This is a genomic window from Pseudolactococcus reticulitermitis (genome assembly GCF_002260845.1).
Lineage (GTDB): Bacteria > Bacillota > Bacilli > Lactobacillales > Streptococcaceae > Pseudolactococcus > Pseudolactococcus reticulitermitis.
In genome coordinates, this window is sequence record NZ_BEDT01000003.1 from 255,526 (window position 1) to 277,169 (window position 21,644).

General features: G+C 42.1%; 24 protein-coding genes and 1 riboswitch. Of the genes, 9 read left to right on the forward strand and 15 right to left on the reverse strand.

Features of this window, described 5'->3' with window-relative positions; genetic code table 11:
- Positions 1 to 46 precede the first annotated feature (46 nt).
- Together RsY01_RS07220 and RsY01_RS07225 are read right to left on the reverse strand one after the other, a co-directional pair.
- The gene (locus RsY01_RS07220; RefSeq protein ID WP_094784886.1) at positions 47 to 889 is read right to left on the reverse strand and encodes a MetQ/NlpA family ABC transporter substrate-binding protein; all 843 of its coding nucleotides are present in this window, start codon (positions 887 to 889) and stop codon (positions 47 to 49) included.
- 113 nt (positions 890 to 1,002) lie between these two features.
- The gene (locus tag RsY01_RS07225; protein ID WP_094784887.1) at positions 1,003 to 1,833 is read right to left on the reverse strand and encodes a lactate/malate family dehydrogenase; all 831 of its coding nucleotides are present in this window, start codon (positions 1,831 to 1,833) and stop codon (positions 1,003 to 1,005) included.
- 95 nt (positions 1,834 to 1,928) lie between these two features.
- Positions 1,929 to 2,021: riboswitch (TPP riboswitch) on the forward strand.
- Between the two features lie 54 nt (positions 2,022 to 2,075).
- Here RsY01_RS07225 and thiT point away from each other — a divergent pair.
- The 5 genes from thiT to RsY01_RS07250 all read left to right on the forward strand — a co-directional run bounded on the left by thiT (position 2,076) and on the right by RsY01_RS07250 (position 5,243).
- The gene (gene thiT, locus RsY01_RS07230; RefSeq protein ID WP_094784888.1) at positions 2,076 to 2,618 is read left to right on the forward strand and encodes an energy-coupled thiamine transporter ThiT; all 543 of its coding nucleotides are present in this window, start codon (positions 2,076 to 2,078) and stop codon (positions 2,616 to 2,618) included.
- Positions 2,619 to 2,692: 74 nt separating this feature from the next.
- Positions 2,693 to 3,532, forward strand: a complete 840-nt coding sequence (locus RsY01_RS07235) for a DUF368 domain-containing protein (RefSeq protein WP_094784889.1) — start codon at positions 2,693 to 2,695, stop codon at positions 3,530 to 3,532.
- Complete coding sequence (locus RsY01_RS07240) at positions 3,529 to 3,996, forward strand: aminoacyl-tRNA deacylase (protein WP_094784890.1); 468 nt, start codon at positions 3,529 to 3,531, stop codon at positions 3,994 to 3,996. Before RsY01_RS07235 ends, RsY01_RS07240 begins: the two co-directional genes overlap by 4 nt.
- A 196-nt stretch (positions 3,997 to 4,192) precedes the next feature.
- Positions 4,193 to 4,810 carry a biotin transporter BioY gene (locus RsY01_RS07245; RefSeq protein WP_094784891.1) on the forward strand — a complete coding sequence of 206 codons (618 nt, stop codon included), beginning with the start codon at positions 4,193 to 4,195 and terminating at the stop codon, positions 4,808 to 4,810.
- A gap of 88 nt (positions 4,811 to 4,898) precedes the next feature.
- Positions 4,899 to 5,243, forward strand: coding sequence for a DUF3397 family protein (locus RsY01_RS07250; protein WP_238594961.1), 345 nt, complete (start codon positions 4,899 to 4,901; stop codon positions 5,241 to 5,243).
- A 36-nt stretch (positions 5,244 to 5,279) separates the two neighbouring features.
- On the opposite strand, the gene RsY01_RS07255 is transcribed toward RsY01_RS07250, so the two are convergent.
- A complete protein-coding gene (locus tag RsY01_RS07255; RefSeq protein WP_003138959.1) occupies positions 5,280 to 5,492 on the reverse strand; it encodes a YdbC family protein in 213 nt (70 codons plus the stop codon).
- A gap of 135 nt (positions 5,493 to 5,627) precedes the next feature.
- On the opposite strand from RsY01_RS07255, the gene RsY01_RS07260 reads away from it, so the two are divergent.
- Positions 5,628 to 5,906: a hypothetical protein gene (locus tag RsY01_RS07260; protein WP_133063197.1), complete on the forward strand. Its 279-nt coding sequence runs from the start codon at positions 5,628 to 5,630 to the stop codon at positions 5,904 to 5,906.
- A gap of 8 nt (positions 5,907 to 5,914) precedes the next feature.
- Here RsY01_RS07260 and RsY01_RS07265 read toward each other — a convergent pair whose 3' ends face one another.
- The 3 genes from RsY01_RS07265 to RsY01_RS07275 form a co-directional block, all read right to left on the reverse strand.
- Positions 5,915 to 7,057 (reverse strand): nicotinamide-nucleotide adenylyltransferase, encoded by a 1,143-nt coding sequence (locus tag RsY01_RS07265; RefSeq protein ID WP_094784964.1) that lies wholly within the window; start codon positions 7,055 to 7,057, stop codon positions 5,915 to 5,917.
- A gap of 182 nt (positions 7,058 to 7,239) precedes the next feature.
- Positions 7,240 to 8,529 (reverse strand): peptidase U32 family protein, encoded by a 1,290-nt coding sequence (locus RsY01_RS07270; protein WP_094784894.1) that lies wholly within the window; start codon positions 8,527 to 8,529, stop codon positions 7,240 to 7,242.
- Between the two features lie 402 nt (positions 8,530 to 8,931).
- Positions 8,932 to 9,861: a peptidase U32 family protein gene (locus RsY01_RS07275; protein ID WP_094784895.1), complete on the reverse strand. Its 930-nt coding sequence runs from the start codon at positions 9,859 to 9,861 to the stop codon at positions 8,932 to 8,934.
- Between the two features lie 191 nt (positions 9,862 to 10,052).
- Here RsY01_RS07275 and RsY01_RS07280 point away from each other — a divergent pair, with 191 nt between their 5' ends.
- A complete protein-coding gene (locus RsY01_RS07280; RefSeq protein WP_094784896.1) occupies positions 10,053 to 10,343 on the forward strand; it encodes a DUF3270 family protein in 291 nt (96 codons plus the stop codon).
- A gap of 89 nt (positions 10,344 to 10,432) precedes the next feature.
- On the opposite strand, the gene tpiA is transcribed toward RsY01_RS07280, so the two are convergent.
- The 3 genes from tpiA to RsY01_RS07300 all read right to left on the reverse strand — a co-directional run bounded on the left by tpiA (position 10,433) and on the right by RsY01_RS07300 (position 12,698).
- Complete coding sequence (gene tpiA, locus RsY01_RS07285; protein ID WP_094784897.1) at positions 10,433 to 11,191, reverse strand: triose-phosphate isomerase; 759 nt, start codon at positions 11,189 to 11,191, stop codon at positions 10,433 to 10,435.
- A 334-nt stretch (positions 11,192 to 11,525) separates the two neighbouring features.
- Positions 11,526 to 12,353, reverse strand: a complete 828-nt coding sequence (locus RsY01_RS07295; RefSeq protein WP_167373244.1) for a putative RNA methyltransferase — start codon at positions 12,351 to 12,353, stop codon at positions 11,526 to 11,528.
- A complete protein-coding gene (locus RsY01_RS07300) occupies positions 12,354 to 12,698 on the reverse strand; it encodes a hypothetical protein (protein ID WP_094784899.1) in 345 nt (114 codons plus the stop codon).
- Between the two features lie 544 nt (positions 12,699 to 13,242).
- On the opposite strand from RsY01_RS07300, the gene RsY01_RS07305 reads away from it, so the two are divergent.
- Positions 13,243 to 14,724: a helix-turn-helix domain-containing protein gene (locus tag RsY01_RS07305; RefSeq protein WP_094784900.1), complete on the forward strand. Its 1,482-nt coding sequence runs from the start codon at positions 13,243 to 13,245 to the stop codon at positions 14,722 to 14,724.
- Positions 14,725 to 14,827: 103 nt separating this feature from the next.
- On the opposite strand, the gene RsY01_RS07310 is transcribed toward RsY01_RS07305, so the two are convergent.
- From RsY01_RS07310 to RsY01_RS07335, 6 genes are read right to left on the reverse strand one after another with little or no spacing between them, the layout of a single operon-like run.
- Positions 14,828 to 15,796 carry a glycosylasparaginase gene (locus tag RsY01_RS07310; RefSeq protein WP_094784901.1) on the reverse strand — a complete coding sequence of 323 codons (969 nt, stop codon included), beginning with the start codon at positions 15,794 to 15,796 and terminating at the stop codon, positions 14,828 to 14,830.
- Positions 15,797 to 15,814: 18 nt separating this feature from the next.
- Positions 15,815 to 16,327, reverse strand: a complete 513-nt coding sequence (locus RsY01_RS07315; protein ID WP_094784902.1) for a GrdB-related putative oxidoreductase — start codon at positions 16,325 to 16,327, stop codon at positions 15,815 to 15,817.
- Positions 16,328 to 16,348: 21 nt separating this feature from the next.
- Complete coding sequence (locus tag RsY01_RS07320) at positions 16,349 to 17,752, reverse strand: PTS sugar transporter subunit IIC (RefSeq protein WP_094784903.1); 1,404 nt, start codon at positions 17,750 to 17,752, stop codon at positions 16,349 to 16,351.
- 33 nt (positions 17,753 to 17,785) lie between these two features.
- Entirely contained in the window at positions 17,786 to 19,117 is a 1,332-nt protein-coding gene (locus tag RsY01_RS07325; RefSeq protein ID WP_094784966.1) for a Sapep family Mn(2+)-dependent dipeptidase, read from the reverse strand.
- Positions 19,118 to 19,132: 15 nt separating this feature from the next.
- The gene (locus tag RsY01_RS07330) at positions 19,133 to 19,861 is read right to left on the reverse strand and encodes a GntR family transcriptional regulator, LSA1692 subfamily (protein WP_094784904.1); all 729 of its coding nucleotides are present in this window, start codon (positions 19,859 to 19,861) and stop codon (positions 19,133 to 19,135) included.
- 15 nt (positions 19,862 to 19,876) lie between these two features.
- Positions 19,877 to 20,731: a YitT family protein gene (locus RsY01_RS07335; RefSeq protein WP_094784905.1), complete on the reverse strand. Its 855-nt coding sequence runs from the start codon at positions 20,729 to 20,731 to the stop codon at positions 19,877 to 19,879.
- A gap of 256 nt (positions 20,732 to 20,987) precedes the next feature.
- On the opposite strand from RsY01_RS07335, the gene RsY01_RS07340 reads away from it, so the two are divergent.
- On the forward strand, positions 20,988 to 21,620 hold the full coding sequence (locus RsY01_RS07340) for a copper homeostasis protein CutC (protein WP_094784906.1): 633 nt from the start codon (positions 20,988 to 20,990) through the stop codon (positions 21,618 to 21,620).
- Positions 21,621 to 21,644: the final 24 nt, after the last annotated feature.

The following is a 21,644-nucleotide window of genomic DNA, read 5'->3' on the forward strand; positions in this document are numbered from 1 at the left end:
CTCAAACTCAAGCCTTAGACACTAACGGTATGACATTTGACACGTCTTATTTTGCGCCATCCCAAGCTGGGTAGTCGTTTGTTTTCTCAATCAATTTCGCAATTTCTGGCGTTTGATAAGCTTTGACGATTTTCTTGAAGTCTTCCTTGTTTTTATCTGCTTTACGAACAGCGATGACGTTTTTATAGAGATTGCTGACCTTGTCAAGATGATCCGTATCAATATAAATCGCTGATTTTTTAGGCGTTGTATGCAATTGATCCGTCACAAAGTTTGTATTGATGAATGCCGCTGTGACATCAGGTAACGTCGAAACCAATTGGTCAGCTTGAATTTCTTTGATTTTGATTTTGGTGTTATAAGTTTCAATGTCCTTCACTTCTGGTGAATCAGGCGCATCTTTTTTAAGTTTGATAATATCAAGTGCCACAAGCGCTTGAAGGGCGCGCCCCCCATTCGTTGGGTCATTTGGAATCGCAACCGTATCGCCATCTTTCAAGTCTTTGGGATCTTTAATTTTTTCAGAGTAAAGCCCAAATGGCGAAATCAACGTATAACCAATATAAGTCAAATCCTGTTTATTTTCTTTATTATAGTTATTCAAGTAAGCCACGTGTTGGAAACTGTTCAAATCAAGTGAGCCATCCGCAAGCGCTGGGTTTTCTTCCGTATAACCACTAAATAATTTCACGTCAATTTTAATCTTGTCAGCTTTCAAGGAATCGCTAACTTTTTCCCAGATTTCTTTTTGTTGGTCACTTGTCACACCGACAACATAGGTTTTAAAGCCATCTTTGCTCGCCCCCTCTTTTTTCGCACCACAAGCTGCGAGTGTCCCGACTGCCAAGACAGCGACAAGTGCTGTTAAAACTTTAGTCCATTTTTTCATATCTTCTTCCTCCAAAATTTGCTATTCAAATTAGTAACTAATCATTAGTATACCACTAACTTGACCAACCTCGTCTTATCAATTTTTTATAACAGACTTCAAATTTTTCTATATCAAAATGCTTGACCATTGCGTTTGATTGTCTGGATACTTTGCTGTAATCGGTCAGCTTCTAGCTTATTTAATAATGGCAAAACACGTCGGACAACACCATTTTCCAAAGTAAGTTCTGTCAATGTCGCATAATAACAGCCTTCCGCCTCATCATAAGTAGAGACCGGTAATAACTCTCCCGTGTCAGTTTTTAAAACACGAATAATCCGTGCCACACTGGACGCAATCCCAAAAGCGGTATGATGTTTGGCAGCATAAATCTCCCAACCTGTGCCAGTTGCCAGTTTTTCAATTTCTGGAGAAACATTGAGGGCGACTTGGCTTTCACCATGCTCCCCAATAACAAGCACATCCTCGCGTTCTGCCCGATTTTTCAAACGATTGGTATCAATCAAAGTCCCACTTCCGATGACCTTTCTTTTATCAAAGCCAGTCAAATTGGCCAAATGCAAGGCAATGACATCACAGGGATTGGTAACTGAGATGACAATGCCCGAAAAACCAGACGCTTTTAATTTTGGCGCGACTGCTTCGACCATTTTAGAAGTCACGCGCAGTTCTGCTAGTCTATCCGTCGCCGTTGCTAAGACAGTAATATCGCCTGCACAAAAAACAACAAGCGCAGCATCAGCGAGTGCGGCATAGTCATTTTTCACCAATGCAACATCCTGATTTAGATTTTGCAACGTATCAGATAACTCCAGATATTCTGCCTGAACTTTTGCAGCATTTGTATCAATCAAAACCAGTTCTGCTGCTAGCCCTTGCAAACAAAGGGTGTAAGCTAATGTCGACCCGACGTGTCCCATCCCGATAATGCCAATTTTCATCCTATTTTCTCACTTTCGACTTGTGTGATGCGCGCTTTTCAAATAACAGCGCTTGCATTTCCTTTAGTATCATGATAAACTAATGGTGTCTAAAATACAAACACAAGGGGTACCGCACACGCGGTTGAGATTTACCCTCAGAACCTGATGCGGTTAATACCGCCGTAGGGATGTGTCAATTTGATGAAATGATCGAATGACTTCTGATGACCCCTCCTTGTGAACTAGAAGGAGATTTTTTTATGTCACAAACGCAAGTTTTCAGCATTCGCACCTTAGCAGAGGTGGCGATTGTCGCTGCGCTAGCCATGGCGCTCTCACTCATCCCACTCCAAGTCGCCTGGTTTGAAATCAGCCTCGGTACAACGCTCATCGTCTTGATTTCCCTGCGTCACGGGACGCTAATTGGTCTGATCACTGGACTCATCTGGGGACTCCTTCACTTCGCCCTTGGGACAGCTTACTTCCTGAGTGTCCCACAAGTTTTGATTGAGTACGTCCTAGCCTTTACCTTTGCGGGATTGGCAGGACTAGCACAGAAACCTTTTGCCAAAACAGGTAAGGATCGTTATCTTATCCTTGCGGTCATCATTGGTGCTTTCGCTAAATACTTCTGGCATTTTGTTGCCGGTGTGATCTTCTGGAGCGACTACGCATGGAAGGGCTGGGGAGCGGTCAGCTACTCCCTGATTATCAACGGTGTGAGTGGTATCCTGACAGCTCTTGCTGCCATCCTTATCCTCATTGCGGTTAAGAAAGCCTATCCTAAATTATATAAGTCCTAAGTCTGAGTGCCGATTAGGCACTTTTTTGATATAATGAAATAACACAAACTAAATTTAAGGTGGTTACATAGACGATGTCATGGTTGATTAGACTGATTAAAGGAGTGGTGATTGCCCTCGGCTTCATTTTACCGGGTGTCTCAGGGGGCGTCCTTGCAGCGATTTTAGGGATTTACGAGCGAATGCTCACATTTCTTGCCCATATTCGCCGAAATTTCAAGGCAGATTTTCTCTACTTCTTACCTGTCGGGATTGGCGGCATTTTAGGGATTGGTCTCTTATCGCGACCGCTCGAATTTCTCTTAGAACATTACCAAATCATCGTCCTCTGGGGGTTTGCGGGGGCTATCGTCGGGAGTTTACCTGCCCTTTGGGCAGAGGCGGAAAATCGGTCTACTCGTGATAAAATCGACTGGACTTGGTTGCTTGGCACCTTTGTCGCAAGTCTTGTCATTTTATATGCCCTGCCCTATCTCTTCGGCACGCTACCTGCTAATTTTGCCACCTTTATCTTGGCGGGTGCCCTGATTGCCTTGGGCGTCTTAGTGCCGGGGCTTTCTCCCTCTAACTTACTTTTGATTTTAGGGCTTTACTCGCCGATGTTGACCGGCTTTAAAAACTTTGATTTGGTTCATGTTTTTCTACCGATTGCCATCGGTGGTGTGCTTGCCATGCTCCTTTTTGCCAAAACGATGGAACATTTGCTGGCACACCATCATTCACGGGTCTTTCATTTTATTTTAGGGATTGTGGCTGCCTCTACCGTCCTGATTCTCGTGCCAAACGGCCAGAGTGCTGAAAGTATCAGCTACGCCGGAAGTGGTGTCCTAACTTTTGTGCTTGCTGCCATTTTCACAGCCCTTGGGCTGTGGTTAGGTCTATGGATGAGCAAACTTGAGGAGCGCTACAAATGAAAAAAGACAAGTTGAAGAAAACGCTGGTCGAACAGATTTTGGATAAGGCAGGGATTGCCTATGCCCCACTCGCTTTAAACGCTTTAAAAGACGAGCTGCCGGACGGCATTGCTAAGGCTGATATTTACAAGACCTTGGCTTTGACAGGCAACAACGGACCGGTCATCGGCATTATCCCGCTGACCCAGCATTTATCGGAAAAGAAACTCGCCAAGGTGTCTGGCAATAAAAAAGTCAGCATGATCCCCCAGAAAGACTTGCAGCAAACAACGGGTTACATTCACGGCGCTAACAATCCTGTTGGCATTCATCAAAAACATCCTTTTCCGATTTTTATCGATGAAGTTGCACTCAAAAAGGACTTCATGATTGTCTCTGCTGGTGAAGTTGGACGCAGTATCCGGATGCAACCGCAGCTTTTAGCTGATTTTGTTGCTGCCAATTTTGCAGATATTTCAGAATAAAAAAATGAGGCGAGCTTGCTGGCATCAAATTGAACGCAGCCACTCGGTTGCTTTTTCTTTTATGACTCGCTATTGCCAAAGCTTCATTTTTATTGTATACTAAAACTTAAGTTAAGGTTTACAAATAACCTTGATGCCATTTAGAAAGGAAAATGTCCTAAAATGTTCAGCATTTCAAGACATCAAACAAGAAGACATGACAAACAACAAAGTTCAAAGATTAGCGATTATCGCGATTTCGACAGCATTTCTAGCCGTCGCAAGTCAACTCACTATTCCACTACCACTTGTCCCACTGACACTTCAAACGCTAGCCGTTGGGATTATGGCAACCTTACTTAAACCGCTGGATAGTATTCTAGCCATTTGTCTCTATCTCATGCTCGGTGCTATTGGTATGCCAGTTTTTGCTGGCGGTGCAGCTGGTTTCGGTGTCATTCTTGGGCCAACAGGTGGCTTTTTGATTGGGTTCTTACTCCAATCGCAACAAGTGTCACTACTCGGACAAACAGCTTTCATGGTCAAAAGCACACGTGGGAAATTAATTTTATATAGCGCAGCTAATATCATCGGTGCAGCTTGGTGTCTGGCTTTAGGGACAGTTTGGTTATCACTCGTCGCCCGCCTATCGCTTCAAGCTGCCTTTAAGTCTGGTTTCCTGCCTTTTATTATTCCTGGTCTTGTCAAAGCAATTCTGGCTGCACTTATCGGTTATGCCCTCCGTCGCGCCTTAAAGACACATCCTTATTTTGCAGCTGCGCCTGCCAAACAAGCTGAGAAAGTTGAAGAAACAGAGGTGGCTGAAAAAGTTTAACCTATCTTTTTAAAAGACGCGAACGTGACGAGAAAATGGCTATCGAGTTGTATTTTCAGATTAAAAAAGTTAAAATAGTCCTATGCTCATGAAACTATTGATTACGCTCTATCCAATTTTAATCTTTACGATTATCGCGATTCTTTTTAATTTTTTCCGAATCAGAAAACATCTGCCGCTGAATGTACCAGATGTCGTGACTTTCTTTTTGATTTTCGGCCTTCATTATTTTTCACGTCAAGTCACACACGTGAGTATCTTGCCCTATTTCTTGTTACTCCTGTCAGCTTTAGCGCTTATCTTGCTCTTGCTCGATTTATTCTACTATCGTGAATTTAGCGCTAAAAACTTTCTCCATTTTTTCTGGCGGGTGACCTTTTTTATGACCTTACTGCTTTATATTTGTATGGTTTTCGTCATCTTTACAACTTAAAAAATGCGTTAGATGATCGACATCTGACGCATTTTTTTATTTCTTGAGTTCGTCCACTAGCTTTTGAAATTCCTCGTTGGTCAAGGTGACCCCCTTGCCCATTTTGGTATAGTCTGGCGACCATTGACGGATGTCAAATTTGGCTGGCGCACCGTTCCAAGAAACGCGGGTCAGTTCTTTTTTCCACCCTTTTTCGTTTTCCGACAGGACAATCAAATGTTCTTCAATTTCAAATTTAAATTCGCTCATTTTCTAGCTTAACTCCTTTATTTTTGGTTTCTATCTTATTATACGAAATCTGGGACAAATTATCTCAAAATATGTTATAATTTTTGTATGAAAACTATATTGAAGGGCATTCTCAACTTCTTTTCTGGGCAGTCTATGCGTCAAAAAAAAGATGATACGGCCATTAATCTTGAAGTTCTGGCCAATCTCGAACTTGCCCACTCCTTTAATCATGCCGTTTATCTTCATTTCAACGAAAAAAATGGTAACCTTGTGAGTTTTACAGGTAGCATTTCCAGCATTACCGAGCGACAGGTTGTCGTCAAAGATCTCCAGTCCAATCAAATTCGGATTATTCTCTTGAGCAAAATCAAAAAAGTCACCTTTGTGCCTGAGAATGTCAGACAATCAATCATAGATAAGAAAAACGCCTAGCATTCAGTTTAGAATTCTAGGCGTTTTATTTCGATGCCAGTTCGTGCTTTGACGGCATCAATCGCATGGTGATAACGACTGAGATAACCACCTTGATCACGACCGTCACCTGTGTCATCTAGCAAGACAACTTTATCCATGAGGTCAAACTCAGCCAACTGACGCATGAGTTCCTCATGAAAAGCCTGGCGAGAGGTTTCCCAAGCCATGTTCCGAAAGCCATCATTGCCATCAGGCGTCATCGGTGGAATGACCAAAATCAAATCCATCTGCTCATTGCGGATGGTTTGTTGAAATAGTGGCTCTAGTTGTGTTTGCTCTGCCTCACTCAGATAGAGTTTGGCATAAACTCGCGTGACAAGGGCATCCGTATCCAGAAAAACAATGCCTTGGTTTGCTGGTGAATTAATCTCGTGTGAATTGGCATCATACTGACCTGTAATCAAGCGGGCATAGTCATCCATCCCCAGCTCGTCATCATCAAGATTTGCTTGTTCTTCATAAACTCTCGCATATTCTTCCGAAAATGGGGCGTTGATAGAGCGTGCCAGTCTGCGCACGAGGGTGGTTTTGCCAGTCGAAGCCGAGCCCATAATCGTCACCACTTTTGAAAACTGCCGACGGAAAACACGGTTAATTTCCTGCCAATAAACCTGCGGATTTTGCCGAATCATGGTAGCAGAAATCTGGATATCTTGACGATCAGCGATTTCGACTGCATAGGTATTGCCGTCGTTTTTAGGGAAACGTTTGCTTAATTCTGTCACGTAATCCGCTTCCCCAACGTAAAATGTGACTTCTAAATGTTCTGACATGGTGTTGGCATGGATCAAATCAAACAGGCGATTGGTCCACTCATCCCAACCATGTGGCATTTCAGGAATACCAGTTTCATCGAGTTTCGCCACTTTAATCACGGGTTCATCATTAAAAGCTTCTCGCAAATAGCGAAAACGTTTCTCCAAATGCAGACCGATTTGCGAGCCACGGTCGCCATCATAACCCGAGACAATCGGTAAAACACCCTCATTTAGAGCGGCCGTTTTATAGATTTGTTGCTGATGTCCGGTATGCAAGGGCGCGAAAGTCCCAAAGTAGACACCAATTTTCTTGCCATTTAACTTGCCTTTTGAGATGTTGTTTGTGATCATTTCTGCCAATTTTCTCTTGATTTTTAAGACTATACTCATTTAAGTAACGAAAGTGAACAACATTTTTGAGCTATTTTTTGGTCAACGAAGAAGTGACGGAAAATAGCCACAAATGTTTGCTTGATTTACTTAATTGAGTATATTATACCAAAAAAAGCGAGGTTTCTCGCTTTTCTAATGTTTTAAGCCCTAACCGTCTTAGCTGTCCCATTTTTACCATAGAGATTAATCAAACCCGACCCATTTTTACGAATCATATCGCCCGGTTCAACTGCTGTTGGCACAGTCATGGTGAGTAATTCCATAGGATTGGGTGCACGGTCAATGCGTTCACCGGCTTCATTTTTCAGATTGTCTACTGTGGCTGTGAAATGACGGAAACCTGGCCCGTAAAATTCGATTTCATCGCCTTCTGTGATGACATTTCGCTGACGAACAGTTGCGGTCATGGTTGGCGCATCAAAAGCGACCACTTCGCCGACAAATTTGTACTGTGGAATTTTCCGACGCGCACCGAACAGCTGTTCTTCTTCACTTGGTGTCTGATAATAAAAACCTGTCGCCAATTCACGTTGGGCAACTTTCCAGAGTTCATCGACTAAAGCAGGCTTAATCGCTTCAAAGGCTTCGGGACTTTCCAAGTAAGCATCCACTGCTTTTTTATAGACATTGCTGACAGTTGAGACGTAGTGAATAGACTTCATCCGACCTTCGATTTTAAAGGAATTGACACCATTTTCAATCAAATCTGGCACGTGCTCAATCATGCTCATATCAACGGCACTCATTGAGAAATCTTCAGGGATTTCGCCTTGAACCGAACGGCGTTCAGCCCCAAAAGGCATATCATAGAGGTCATATTTCCAGCGGCAAGACTGCGAACAGCCACCACGGTTAGCATCCCGATGGCTCATATAGTTGGAGAGGACACAGCGACCAGAGTAGGAAATACACATGGCACCATGAACGAAGGCTTCGATTTCAACATCTGTATGTTTACGAATTTCAGCCAGCTCTGCCATTGAGACTTCACGCGCCAAGACGACACGTTCCAGACCGAGATTTTTCCAAAATTCTAGGGTTTCATAATTGGTGGCACTTGCTTGTGTTGACAGATGAATCGGCAAGCCCGGTGCTTCACTCGCTGCAATGGCAATCAGCGCAGGGTCACTGACAATAACGGCTGAAATGCCAATATCACGCAGGGTGCGGAACCACTCGCCCGCACCGACTTCATTGCCCTCGTGTGTGACCATGTTGGCTGCGACATAGACTTTTGCGCCGTGTGCTTGCGCAAAAGCGACGCCTTCGCGCATTTCATCAAAGCTAAAATTGCCCGCTCTCGAGCGCAAACCATAGGCATCGCCGCCGATATAGACAGCGTCTGCGCCATAACTAATGGCAACCTTTAATTTTTCCAATGTCCCAGCAGGTGCTAAGACCTCAGGACGTGTAAGTTTTGTGTGTGGCATCAAATATTTCTCCTATTTTCAAGATAGTGAGTAAGTTGAAAAGATCTTTAAGGGCATCTCTAAAAACTGCTTTTGATAACTTTTGAGCTAAATTTTTCTAGTTGAAAGCAATGCTTTCAATCAACCAATGAGGACAACATAGTTGTCTTCGGCTAGGCATTACGACAAGGCTTGCTAGTGCAAGGTGCGAAGTAATAACGACGCGATAGGGAAATTTAGCCAAAAGTGGCAAATCTGAGTTTTTAGAGGTGGCCTTAACAAGACCAAAACTGTTACTTTAACTCAATTATTATACCACAAATCTAAATCTAGTGTGACCCAAATCTGTGTAGTTACTCCTGCTCGTCAAAAAAATCATCTTGCAGTTCTCGCAAAATGATTTGAGCTTAAGTCATCAATCGTTTACTGAATCTCATCCGGATCTAGGTCATAGAAGCCATGTCCTAAGGTACGACCTGCTGGATGCAGGCTGCGAATTTCTTCATCAAGGGTAAAGGCTTGAATAGGCGTCAACTCGCCTGCTTCTAACAGCTTTCTCGCTTTAACAAAGCATTCAGCAATCTTGACAAAGGTATCGCCTGACGTATAGATGCCGTCTAACTTCCAATGCGTATAGTTTAGCTCTGTCAGGGTGGCAAGTTCAGTCATCATGTCAACATCATCAGAAGCAAAAATATGGGTGCCGTGGCTATCTTCATAGATTGAATAATGGGTCGATTCATCCTTAGGTTCGCTCAAAAATAAATTGCGAGCCTTGGATTTTTCTTCGTCAGTTTTGATGAAATTATAGTAATTTTCCAGAAGGGGGCGTTTCGACTGATGAATAATCGTTGCACCATAGACTAGAATTTCGCCAAAAATTTCAAGGTTTGCTGCCATTTTAATCAACTCTTCTTTTGGCAATTCCCGTGATAAAACAGCACCGATGGCGCCTTGTTGCCCCCAGAAATTGACTTGACGACTGCTGGTTACCATAGTCGAGGCATCATAGATGTAAGGCAGTTGATAGTTATCGCGATTCAAAACGAAAATCACGCCCGTATCGCCGACTGCGATTTGATCCACTTGAATGTCTTGTAAAAAATCAAGATAAGGCTTAATGGTCGCCATTTTTCCAGGATGCATGATGGCATTTACCGCTACTGTTACTTGCGCACCTGCTGCGTGTGCCAGTTTGGTCAATTCCCGAATTTCGTCCCAAGTGAAAGCATGAGGTAAACGAAGGGCATAGTCCCTTTCTCCGATATAAAGGCTATCAATCCCCAAATCAAGTAAAGCCTGGGCTTGGGCTATATTTTCTACTGTTGCAGTAATCTTTATTTTCTTAGTCATACCTCTTATTATAACAAGAAATGGGGGTTTCGGCTGATATTTTTCTCAAAAATTCTAGAAATCGGTTTCAAATCGTCAGAAATTTTATAAACAACACCATTTTGTCATCAAGGTGTAATATTTTAACTGAATTGTAAAATCTATTTTTCCCTAAGCATGGTATCATAAGAAAGTACGATAAGGGAGGCAGTATGGAAGCACCTAAATACGACGAGGATTTAAATTACTGGCAAGCGCCGACGCGCGACTATTACAGAGAAGAAAAGGCATCTGAAGATAAGATGATAGCCGAAAGATTTAACGAGATTGCCTTTTTCTTCAATATTGCTGTTTTTTCAGTCCTCATGATTTTAAGTTGCACCATTCTTTCGGCATTTATGCCAAGTGTCCTGAATGTACTTTTATCGATTGCATTATCCTTTACGATGTTACAAGTTTCACGACAAGCAATCAAAACATTCCTACGGATTATAAAAAAATAAGCCTTGCGGCTTATTTTTTTGATTTCTGGTCAGATTATTTCTAAAACAAAAAAAGTCTCAGTAATCTAAACCGAGACTTTTTTGATGCATTATTTAACGAAGTCCAAAAGTGCCAAGAAGCTGTCAGCTTCAAGTGATGCACCCCCGACAAGGGCACCGTCAACGTTTTCTTTGCTCATGTATTCAGCAACGTTTTCAGGTTTAACTGACCCACCGTATTGGATACGGACAGCTTCAGAAACAGCTTTACCGTAAAGTTTTTCAACTGTCGCACGTACAACGCCACAAGTTTCATCAGCAGTGTTGGCATCAGCTGATTTACCAGTACCGATTGCCCAGATTGGTTCGTAAGCAATAACAAGGTTAGAAACTTGTTCAGGTGTAAGGTCTTTCAAAGCTGCAGTAATTTGACCTTCAACCCATTCAGCTGTTTTACCAGCTTCATAAGTTTCAAGTGTTTCACCACAACAGATGATTGGTGTCACGCCGTTTGCGATGATCGCTTTGGCTTTTTTGTTGATGTCTTCATCAGTTTCGTGGAAGTATTCACGACGTTCAGAGTGACCGATGATGATGTATTTGATACCAAGGTCAGCAATGGCTGCTGGTGAGTTTTCACCCGTGAATGCACCAGCATTTTCAAAGTAGGCATTTTGTGCAGACAGTTGGATAACATCATCTTTCAAGATGTCAGCAAGTGGTGCAAGGAACAATGCTGGGCTACCGATAACAGTATCCACAAGGTCAGCAGATGGTGCTTTCCCTTTGACTGCTTCAGCGAAAGCTTTTGCTTCAGCCAAAGTTTTATTCATTTTCCAGTTACCAGCGATAATCGGTTTACGTGACATGAGTTCACCTCTAAAATTTTATTATTTGGAACTATACTTGACCTGCGTCAAGATAAAATCCATGCACTCTTATTTTAACACAAAATGGGATAATATTCACAATAAATCACGAAATGCCTGAAAATCTACTGAAAATTTACTAAAATTCTCGTTTGACTGAGATTTTTGACTGGGGGCGTTCAAGTATCCAATCGCAACACAAAATTTTGAAATCATTTGAGATAAATCAAAGAAACCATTCTGAGCGAATAGAGATAAAATAAGACTAGCTGATGACAATTTGGCTGAATCTCCCCTCATCTGCTCTCATTTTTACCTAGACACCAAAACTATGTCAAGACTTTTTGCCTTGTAAAATTTTCACATGAATCGTTGCGGTTTCGGGTGGCTGTTTGGCAATTTCTAACTTATCTGCTTTTGAAATCTGCCATTCTAATGGGCTCATAGATAAAAAGTCCTGTTGCAGATGTTTAGGGAGGGCAAATTCATATTTGATTTCTTTATGCGTCAGGTCAGGAAAATTTTCAGCAAATTTTGCTAGGACAGCCCCATTATCGTAATCAATCGGCAACCCAAAGGCTGAGCGCAGTTCCTGTAGATAATAGCGATCCGGAATGACCTTCATCACCTGACCACCATGGGCCAAAACGCGATCAAACTCGCGGTAATTAGATGGCGTGAAGATATTTAGCACAGTCGCCATGCTTTGATCCGCAAAAGGGAGGTTGGTCAGATCTGACAGGCTAAAGAAGGCCTGCATATCGGTAAGCTCAGTCGCCATATTGACCCCGTCGAGGGCGATATCAAAGCCAAATTTATGTCCGGCAACATCAAGCAACTCTAAAAAACTCCCCTCGCCACTGCCCACGTCAAGCAGATTACCAGGCGTGAGCATGGATTGCATCTCGCTCAGCACGGGCGCATACATGCCGGCTTGAATTAGCTGACGTCGCGGTTCAAACATCTTACGTGTGTAGTGGGTCGTATCTGGCTTAATCGTCAGGAAATTCACCACGCCTTTTTTGCTGATGTTATAGGTATGGCGGTTCTCACAAATCAGCGCATAACCGGCTAACGTAAAGGAAGTATGACACAGCGGACATCTTAGCAAGTCAATATTTTGCGCCAAATACTGAGCAGACTTATCAATTTTCTTTAGCATTTATTTTCTAGCACCTTCTAATTCTTGCTCGAGACAGTCTCGAAGCTTTGGGAGCAACTCGCTCAACACCAGCATCTCATCGCTCACCGTCTCAATCACATCTCCCAGCTTAAAGTGATAAACTTCATAGTTAATCAAGTCACGAAGTCTGCTCAAACAAGCCCAGTTCATCTCTGGCAATATCTGCTTGGTTTTATCTGAAATCTCACTCAGATGATAGGCGATATGCTCTAAATGAATCATATAGTCCGTATCGATTTGCCTTCCGACTGTCTTTTCCACCAGCTGAACATGGTCTAGCATCAGATTAACCAGATATAAATCAGCTTTCAAATAATTATACAACGAGACTGACAACCTTTCTAACTTTCTACAATTTCACTTCATGAACTTTTGAAACTGACCTACGCTATTCTCCGTCCAAGCGGAATCAGTTGCGAATTTTATCCGCTCAAAATCTTTTTAATTGATGTTTTTGTCTATTATAACATAGAAGCCGCTCTCTAGCACCTACTTGTATAGGCTGAATCAAACAGGATTTCCGCCACTATTGTTTATGAGACAGGTAGCCATCATAAACACCCTTAATCCTTTTTTATTTACGTTTATTTATATATAATAAACGTAAATAATTATTGTTTTTTTATAATTAGATAAAATTAAAAAACATAGTTAGAGTTTTTTGTTTTTTAACAGTCGTTTTAACAAAAACAAGTAACTTATAATTAGAACTTTTAAATGACTTACGATATAATAGAAACAAGCGACAATAAGCACACACTTGAGATCAATTCCGATTGATTGCGTCGGTATGCCATCTATGCTATCAGCAAGGGCGTTATTTTCCCTGATAGCCATTCGCCAATAAAAAACAAGGAGAACATTAGAAATGAAAGACTTTTTATTAGATAAAGACTCACACTATATTTTAAAAATTATCAGCTTGCTTAATGCTGCCCCAAATCACGAGCTGAGCTTGAGTGATTTAGAGACAGAACTCGGTCTTGCCAAACAAACCGTTAAAAGTTATTTCAACAAGCTACTGGACTATTGTCAGACGCAAGGCCTGAACACTTTTTCCGTTGATGCCAATCACTTTAAAATGGTTCCTGGGACAGCTTTTAATCTCTATAAACTTCACCATTCCCTCATTCAAAAATCAACCAAGTATCAGATGAGCTATCGTATTTTTTCCGATACGACGACAACTTTCACAAGTCTTCATCAAGATTTAGGGATTAGCCGTAGTAAATGTTCTGTCCATATCAAACAAATCAACGACTATCTAGCCCCTTACGGTTGCCACATTAATTTCTTACAAAGAAACCCGATGCATGGCAAGGAACATCAGATCAGATTTGTCTACCATAATCTCTTTTGGGGGCTAGATTTGGAAGAAATTATTCAAAAATCGCCTAGTCTTGAGGCGGTCAGTCAGCTCTTACTTGACTTTGTACCAAGCCTAGATTACACGACTTTTTTAAGAATCAAATTGAGCTTTTATATTTTTCAAGTGAATACGCGACATGGTTTCTTTTTGCCTCCAGAAGAAGATGTCTTTGCGACACCCGATTCACCTTATGTCACCTATGATGAATTCTTCGATAAAGTTGAAGCGATTGGCTTCCTAGATACCTGTCCTGACTTCGAGACGAAACAGCGGGAAGGTCGCTACCTCTACTTTATCTTTTGCCGCGCCAATTTAATCTCCCTTGAAACTTGGCAGACAACTGGCTTCCAGATTAATCGCTCACTGTCTCTTGAGGTGCATGATCTGATTACCCAATTTCAAAATAGTATTACCTTTCGCTTATCAACAGAAGAATTAAATTATCTTTCCTACAACCTCACGCTCATGAATCAAGAGGCAGCGATTTTTACAGGCCGAAACAAAGTCTTTGACCTCGGAGAGACAGCTGCTTTACTTCACCGTGCCACAGCCCAAACCTTTGAATTTATCAATACCTTTATTCAAGATATTAGAGATCACAATCCCAACATTCAAAAACTGATTCTTAATTTCCCCAATCTCTATTATCACTACATCGTCCTCCTTAAAAACATCCTCAAAAAACACATGGCGCCACTTAAAATATTGGTTCAAACCAATTCATCACCAATCCATCGCGAAATGCTGATTTCTCAAATTCGTGATGCATCACCTGTGCCTGTCATCGTTTATACCTTTAATCAGCTTAAAGGAAAGAAACCAGATGCTATCATTTCAAACTGGATGCCTGAAAACAAATACGCCGATGTGCCGTTCTTTTCAACCTCTTTATTTTACTCCGACTGGAACAAAACGGATCTGGACCATTTCCTCAATCAACTCTCCGATCGTAAAAACAATTTTTGTCGGTTGAACGATTAATCAGAAACGCTACCTCCTAAACACGAATGCGTTAAAAAGCTCACTCTGATTTATATGGTCAGAGTGAGCTTTTGTGACTTGTCCCATTTTTTAATGACTTAGCTTATTTTTCAATCAGTGGTGCCGTTCTCGTCTGGATATAGTTTTCCAGCCATGCCTTATTTGCTTGTTCATGATTTGTTTTACCCGCCACACGATTAGCAATGAAAACAGTCGGTTCTATTTTATCAGTCGCCACGACAAAAGAAAAATTAGCAATCGTTGTCGCACAACCATAATCCCCATTTTTATCAATCGCCACAACCGACAAATCACCCACTGTGCCTTTCCGTTTGATTAGCTGTGTTTCTAAGGCATTAACAGCTTGCTCACAGGCTTCTTGTGGTGACAGACCGTCTCGCATCAAACGGACAATTTCATAAGAGATACAGCCTTTCATCAAGTCCTCGCCAAGACCTGTTGCACTTGCTGCACCGACTTCACTGTCCGCATAAAAACCGCCACCAGCTATCGGAGAATCGCCAACCCTACCGGCGCGTTTCATAAACAAACCGCTGGTAGAAGTCGCTGAAACAATGCTCCCCGCCCTATCAAGGCCAACGACGCCAACCGTATCGTGCCCACGATAAGGGACAATATCAGGTTGAATCGTTTGACTATTTTCCTTAAAGCGATTTTTATAATGAATCATCGCCCGATCCGTCAGCATGTTTTTCCGCTCAAAACCTTTTTTCTGAGCATACTTTGCTGCGCCTTCTGCCACCAAAACATTGTTCAGCCTTTCAGTCGAAAGTGCCCGTGCGATTGAAACGGGGTTGGCAAAATCTTGAATCCCTGCAACAGCACCAATATCTAAATTATCACCATTCATAAAACCAGCGTCTAATTCGACAATCATTTCTTCATTAGGCAGTCCGCCATAGCCGACTGATTTGTAAAAAGGAAAATCTTCGATATTTTTGATGGCTGCCTCAATATTATCGGCAATCGTGCCATTATTAGCCAAATTTTTAGCGGCATCACTGACACCCTCTAATGCCATCGCCCATGTGGCAATGATTCCATATGTCATTTGTCTCCCCCTACTTTCTTAATAAATCAACGCGGCATCAACTTCTTGCTGATTGCCAACTTGTGCCACAACCTGACAAATATTTTCCAAAGCTTCGTTTAAACCTGCGCCACCTTTTTTAGGCATTTTGACAATTGGCAAACTTGCTCGACACGTCGCAATCAAGTCAGCCATTTCGTCTGACATGGCACAGACAGCTTTTGCCTCTGATTCTTTTTGAATAACTTGGGCAATCTCGACACTCATTTTAGAAAAGTCAAGATAGTCAAAGGAAGGGCCACAAATGACGATGTCTGCCCCTAAACGTTTGACCATGCCGACAATTTTTCGTGTCGTAACGGCTTTATCTTCCTCGTAAAGTCCAGTCCCACAATAAATGGTTGCCAGTAATTGTTCGTCATATTTTATCATCATCGGTTTCATCATGCTACCAGGACCAACCGGATTTTGCGTTGCGGTCAAGGGGATATGCGTGTCATCTTTTGTGCCAACACCCGCTTGAATTTGATTTAACACCATTATTATTTTCATGATTATCGGCCACTCCTTAGTTTACAAGTCATCAAAGCTCAACATCTCATCTGTAATGCCATTGCCCATCGTTTTAGCAAGTTCTGCTTCATGTTCTTCATTCAGATATTGTTTATCCATAATTTTGATAAATGGCATATAGATAAAGACACCCAAAATCAAAAGAAGAAATTGTAAGACAGCACCTGCCCAGTTTGTCGCGAGAAATCCTGAAATAATCACTGGCGTTGTCCATGGAATATTGACCCCACTACAAATCGGCACCAGTTTAGCCGCCATGGCAGCGTAAGCGATTAAGATATTAAGCGCGGGCACGAGAACAAACGGCACGAGCAAGGTTGGATTTAAAACGATTGGCAAACCAAAGACAATCGGTTCATTAATCCCAAAAATACCCGGAATGAGCGCCAATTTACCGAGTTCCGTTACCCGTCTTGATTTACAGAACAAGAGCATAGCAATGAGTAGGGACAAGGTTGACCCCGCACCACCAAAAGTTGCAAATAAATCTTGAAACTGGTGGTTAATGATATGCGGTGTGCCCACACCTGTTTTTAAGAATTCAACATTTTCAAGAGATAAGGTATCCAAAATCGGGTTGAAGACCGCGCCGACAACGCTACCACCATTGACCCCAAGAAACCAGAAAATATGCAAGAAGAGATAGGCAATACTCATCGCACCTAAGGTATCACCCAGTTTTAGAATCGGTATTTGAAGCCATTTGTAAACCAAATCAAAAACATTTGTTCCTGCAAAACCAAAGCCAAGATTGACGAACCAAAAAATCGCCATGACGACAAAAGCTGGAATGAGTGCTGCAAAAGATTGGACAACCATTGGTGGCACGCCTTCAGGCATTTTAATGACCCAACCTCTTTTTTCTGCCCAAGCATAGAGCGAAACGGCAACAAAGGCACAAATAATCCCAATCAGAATCCCTTTGGCCCCCACCCAAGCCATGTTAATGCCACCGATTTCAACATCAACACCACCCTCAGCGCCAGCCAAGGGAACATTGCCGGTCACACGAAAAGGCATGAGAATGAACCAGCTCATCAATGCCACTGCGGCACCAAAAATTTGCGAGGTTTTGATGTGTTTGGCGTAAGAATAACCAATGCCCATAACAGCGAAAATTGCCATGAGTGAGAAAGTAGAATCCGATGCTTTTTCGAGATAGGCCATCAGCGTTCCCGCATAAATCGGATTCCCATTGATATCAACTAAGTTATGATTGACAACGGTTGAACGTAGGAAATTCAACCAGCCCTCAATTGGAAAATTGGCGATTAATAGGAATACCGACCCAGCAATCAAAAGCGGTGTCGAAACCATGAAGCCATCTCGAATGGACATCAAATACTTATTTCGCCCTATCTTCGTCGCCAAGGGAAGCATGAGTTTTTCTAGTTTATTGAACATTTTCAAATCTCCTCTTTTTTATTTGCTAATGATTTATGGCTGATAACTATCTGATAGGCACAGCTCATAAATCGCTAGCGCATAGATGATTAAATTTGTTTTTAAATCATCTTCTATAAAGTACTCATTTTCTTTATGCGCGATACCTTTTTGCCCTGGAAATGATGGCCCAAAGGCAACTGTATTGGGCATATATCGCGCATAAGTTGCCCCTGTCGTTGTGACTGGTGTGGCATCTAATCCCGTCACTTTGCCATAAATAACACTTAACAACGTGACATAAGCATTGTCCTTAGGAAAATTTGTCCCTTTCAAGGAACGCGTGACGCTCACTTGAGCATTTTGAGGTAAATTCTCCTTAATTTTCGCGATAATCCTGTCTTCTGTCACTGAAATCGGATACCGGATGGCTAATTCTAGACACACTTCATGCTGGTCTGTCTTCTTGATTAGAACGGGCGTTAAAATCAATTTCCCTGATGCGGCGTCGGAATAGCCAATCCCTAATTTTTCGCCATAATGCTCATCCGATAAATAATCGTCAAGCCAAGAAAAATAAGTTTGTAGTTCACCAGATGGCAAAATGTCTCGGAGCTCGCGCGCTAGTTTGGTAATGCTATTGATGCCCATTTCTGGGGCGTTTGATGGACTAGACTTGCCAAGTGCAGTAATCTGTTGCCCATCAAAAGTCACACTGAGCTCGCTCGGCACAACACTTCTGGACATCTGGCCTTGGAAATCACCCAGTCGATCAAGTGCCTTGTCCACTATCGATGTTTTAATCGCCAGATTGACAATGCCACGTTCGCCGTAAACAACGGGATATTTACAGTCAGGCGTAAAACCAAACATAGGCGGCACTTCTTTTTCCAAATAAAGCGGGATATCCTGACTACCTGTCTCTTCGTTGGAACCGAATAGCACACGGATAGGGATTTTAGGCTGAATGCCTAGATCTTTGATGAGTTTCAAGCCAAACAGACAACTCATGATTGGCCCTTTATTATCCAAAATACCTCTGGCATAAAGCACGCCATCCCGCTGACTTAAGTCAAATGGCGGACTATCCCAACTGGGTTCATTTGCTGGCACAACATCTAAATGACCGATAATCCCAAAATACTTTTGATCCGCACGACTTTCACCAAACTGGGCATAACCGATGGCATCATTAACCAACTTGGTTTCAAAACCGTAAGATTTGGCAATATCTAGTGCTTTAAGTACCGCTGCTTTAGGTTCACCCCCGAAAGGACAATCCTCTTCTGGAACACCTTGGACACTTGGAATACGGATAACTTTTGCCAAGTCATTTAGGAAAATCTCCCAATTTTCAGCGACAAGCTGTTTAATTTCTGTTTCCATTTTCATCGCTCACCTCTAATTTTTACTTCTGACTAAGGTATTTGAAAAGACATATTCATCACTGCGATAATAGGAAATATCGTGCATGATTGGCACACCCGTTACTGAGAAAACATTTGACGTTGCCCGAAACATCGGCTGACCAACAGGTATCTCAAAGGCAATGCTCATCATTTTATCCACCAAAACCGCTTCAATTTCTTGATGTGAATAGGCAATCGCTATTTTTTGTTCAATCAATTCAAAAATTGAATTTTCAAAGGCTGTCTCTTCAATAGCCTCAGGTAAAAATTTCTGTCTGATATACAAATCTTCAACCGTCATTGGTAAATCATCTAAATACCTAATGCGATTGACATTGATAATGATCTCTTCCGCCTTAGCTTCAAGTTCTTCCCATAATTTACCGTCATAATCAATCTGGTAAACACCCATCACTTCGGTTCGCGGTGTTTTACCATTGGCTTTAGCAACTTCATTAAAACCCTGCAAACCCGATCCGCCACTTGCTAATTTGTGATGATTCATGACGTAAGTGCCTGTATTTTGATGTTTAACCAGCACCTTTTTCTCAATTAAAAGATTGATTGCCTTTCGGACGGTCAGTCTACTGACATTAAATTCTTGGGCTAATTCTGCTTCCGATGGTAATTTTTGAGCGGTTACGTAAATACCAGCTTTAACTTTATTTTCAACTTCTTTTGCGACTTGTTTATAAATCGAAACACCTTTTTTATTTTCCATATCATCCCCTTCTTTTTAACCCCATTGACTTGTACTGCGATTTGTTTCGATGCCTTTGGTAATGCTCATAAAGGCTAGCTGATCGACTTTTTTGACCACGTCAGCAATCTTGTTCAACTCATGACTGGTGACAACTAATAATAAAATATCTTGTGCCTCATGATAGTAGCCACCTTGTGCATGATTAATGACTGTAATGCCGCTTTGATGGCTCGCTTGAATGCGCCGCAACATCTCACTTGCATGCTTGGTCACAATCAAAAGCTGCACTTTTTTCTCTTTCGTATTGACAAAATCAATGACTTTACCATTGATAAAGATCGTCATCGCTGAATACAAGGCGTAGCGCCAACCAAAGACAAAACCTGCGGTAAATTCAATCACTAAGTTAAAAGCCGTAAAAATTGTACCAATACTGCGCGTCGTTACTTTTCTAACGAGGATACCGATGATATCTAAACCTCCCGTTGAAAAATCACTGTTCAAAGTAATGCCAACGCCTAGACCATGAATGACACCACCAAATACCGTACAAATCACAGGATCACTTGTCAGTGCCACAACAGGAATGAGCTTCATAAATACCGATGTCAGAAAGACCGCAACAATCGTAAAAATGGTAAACTTACGATCAATTTTAAACCAAGCAAGAATTAAAAGCGGCACATTGATAAATAAGACCAATGTTGCTAAATCCAACATGGGCAAGTTAAACTTACCTGATAAAGCAACGACCAACTGGGCAAACCCCGTCACACCATTGGCATAAATGCCACCCGGTAACCAAAACAGATTAACTGAAATAGCTGAAAGCAAGGCATAGGCTGCCGCTATGACCAGTTTTTTAAGGTTGTCATTTAAACCTGCCATTTTCCACTTCCTTTCTGCGATTTCATGTCATGAAATCTTGAAACTTGACCTGCGCTAGCGCTTCGTCCAAGCGGGATCATTCGCGACCTTTGCTCGCTCAAAGGCTTATCCAAAACTTTAAAAGTAACCGCTTTCAAATCATTTAGCACATTCATTATAACATGTATATATAATTTTGTATATACTATTTTTAAATTATTTTCAAGCTAGATATGGTATAATCAAAGTAATCGAAAAACAGATTGGAGACTTAACTTTGTTAATCAGAGAATTTTGTGCTGAAAACTTTACCGATATTCCCCGCGCTGTGGCGGCTGGTGCTGAGCGCATTGAGCTTTGCGACAACCTCGCAGCGGGCGGCACGACCCCGAGCTACGGCGTCATCAAGGAAACCGCCGACTACCTTACGGATACGAAAACAACCTTTGCCAGCATGATTCGCCCACGGGGTGGCGACTTCGTCTATAACTCGATGGAGCTTCGCATCATGGAGTCTGACATTCTCAAAGCCGTTGAAGCTGGCACAAGTGAGCTGGTATTCGGTGCGCTGACAGGTGATAATACGCTAGATTTAGAAGTTTTGGAAACCTTGATGATTGCGAGTCAAGGACTGCCCGTGACGTTTCACATGGCCTTTGACGAGATTCCAGCAGACTTGCAAAAATCTGCCATTGATGAACTTGTCACACTTGGCTTTGACAAAATTCTCATGCACGGCGACAGCCTTGACAAACCTGTCAATACTGACAAAATTGCTGAACTCGTCCGCTATGCTGATGGTCGCATCCAGATTTTAGCAGGTGGTGGCGTGACTGCTGCCAATGCTGAAACAGTGGCAGCCCAAACGGGTAGCGCCTATGTTCACGGCACAAAAATTGTGACCCTTTAAGACAAAACCCCTCAGATTTCATTT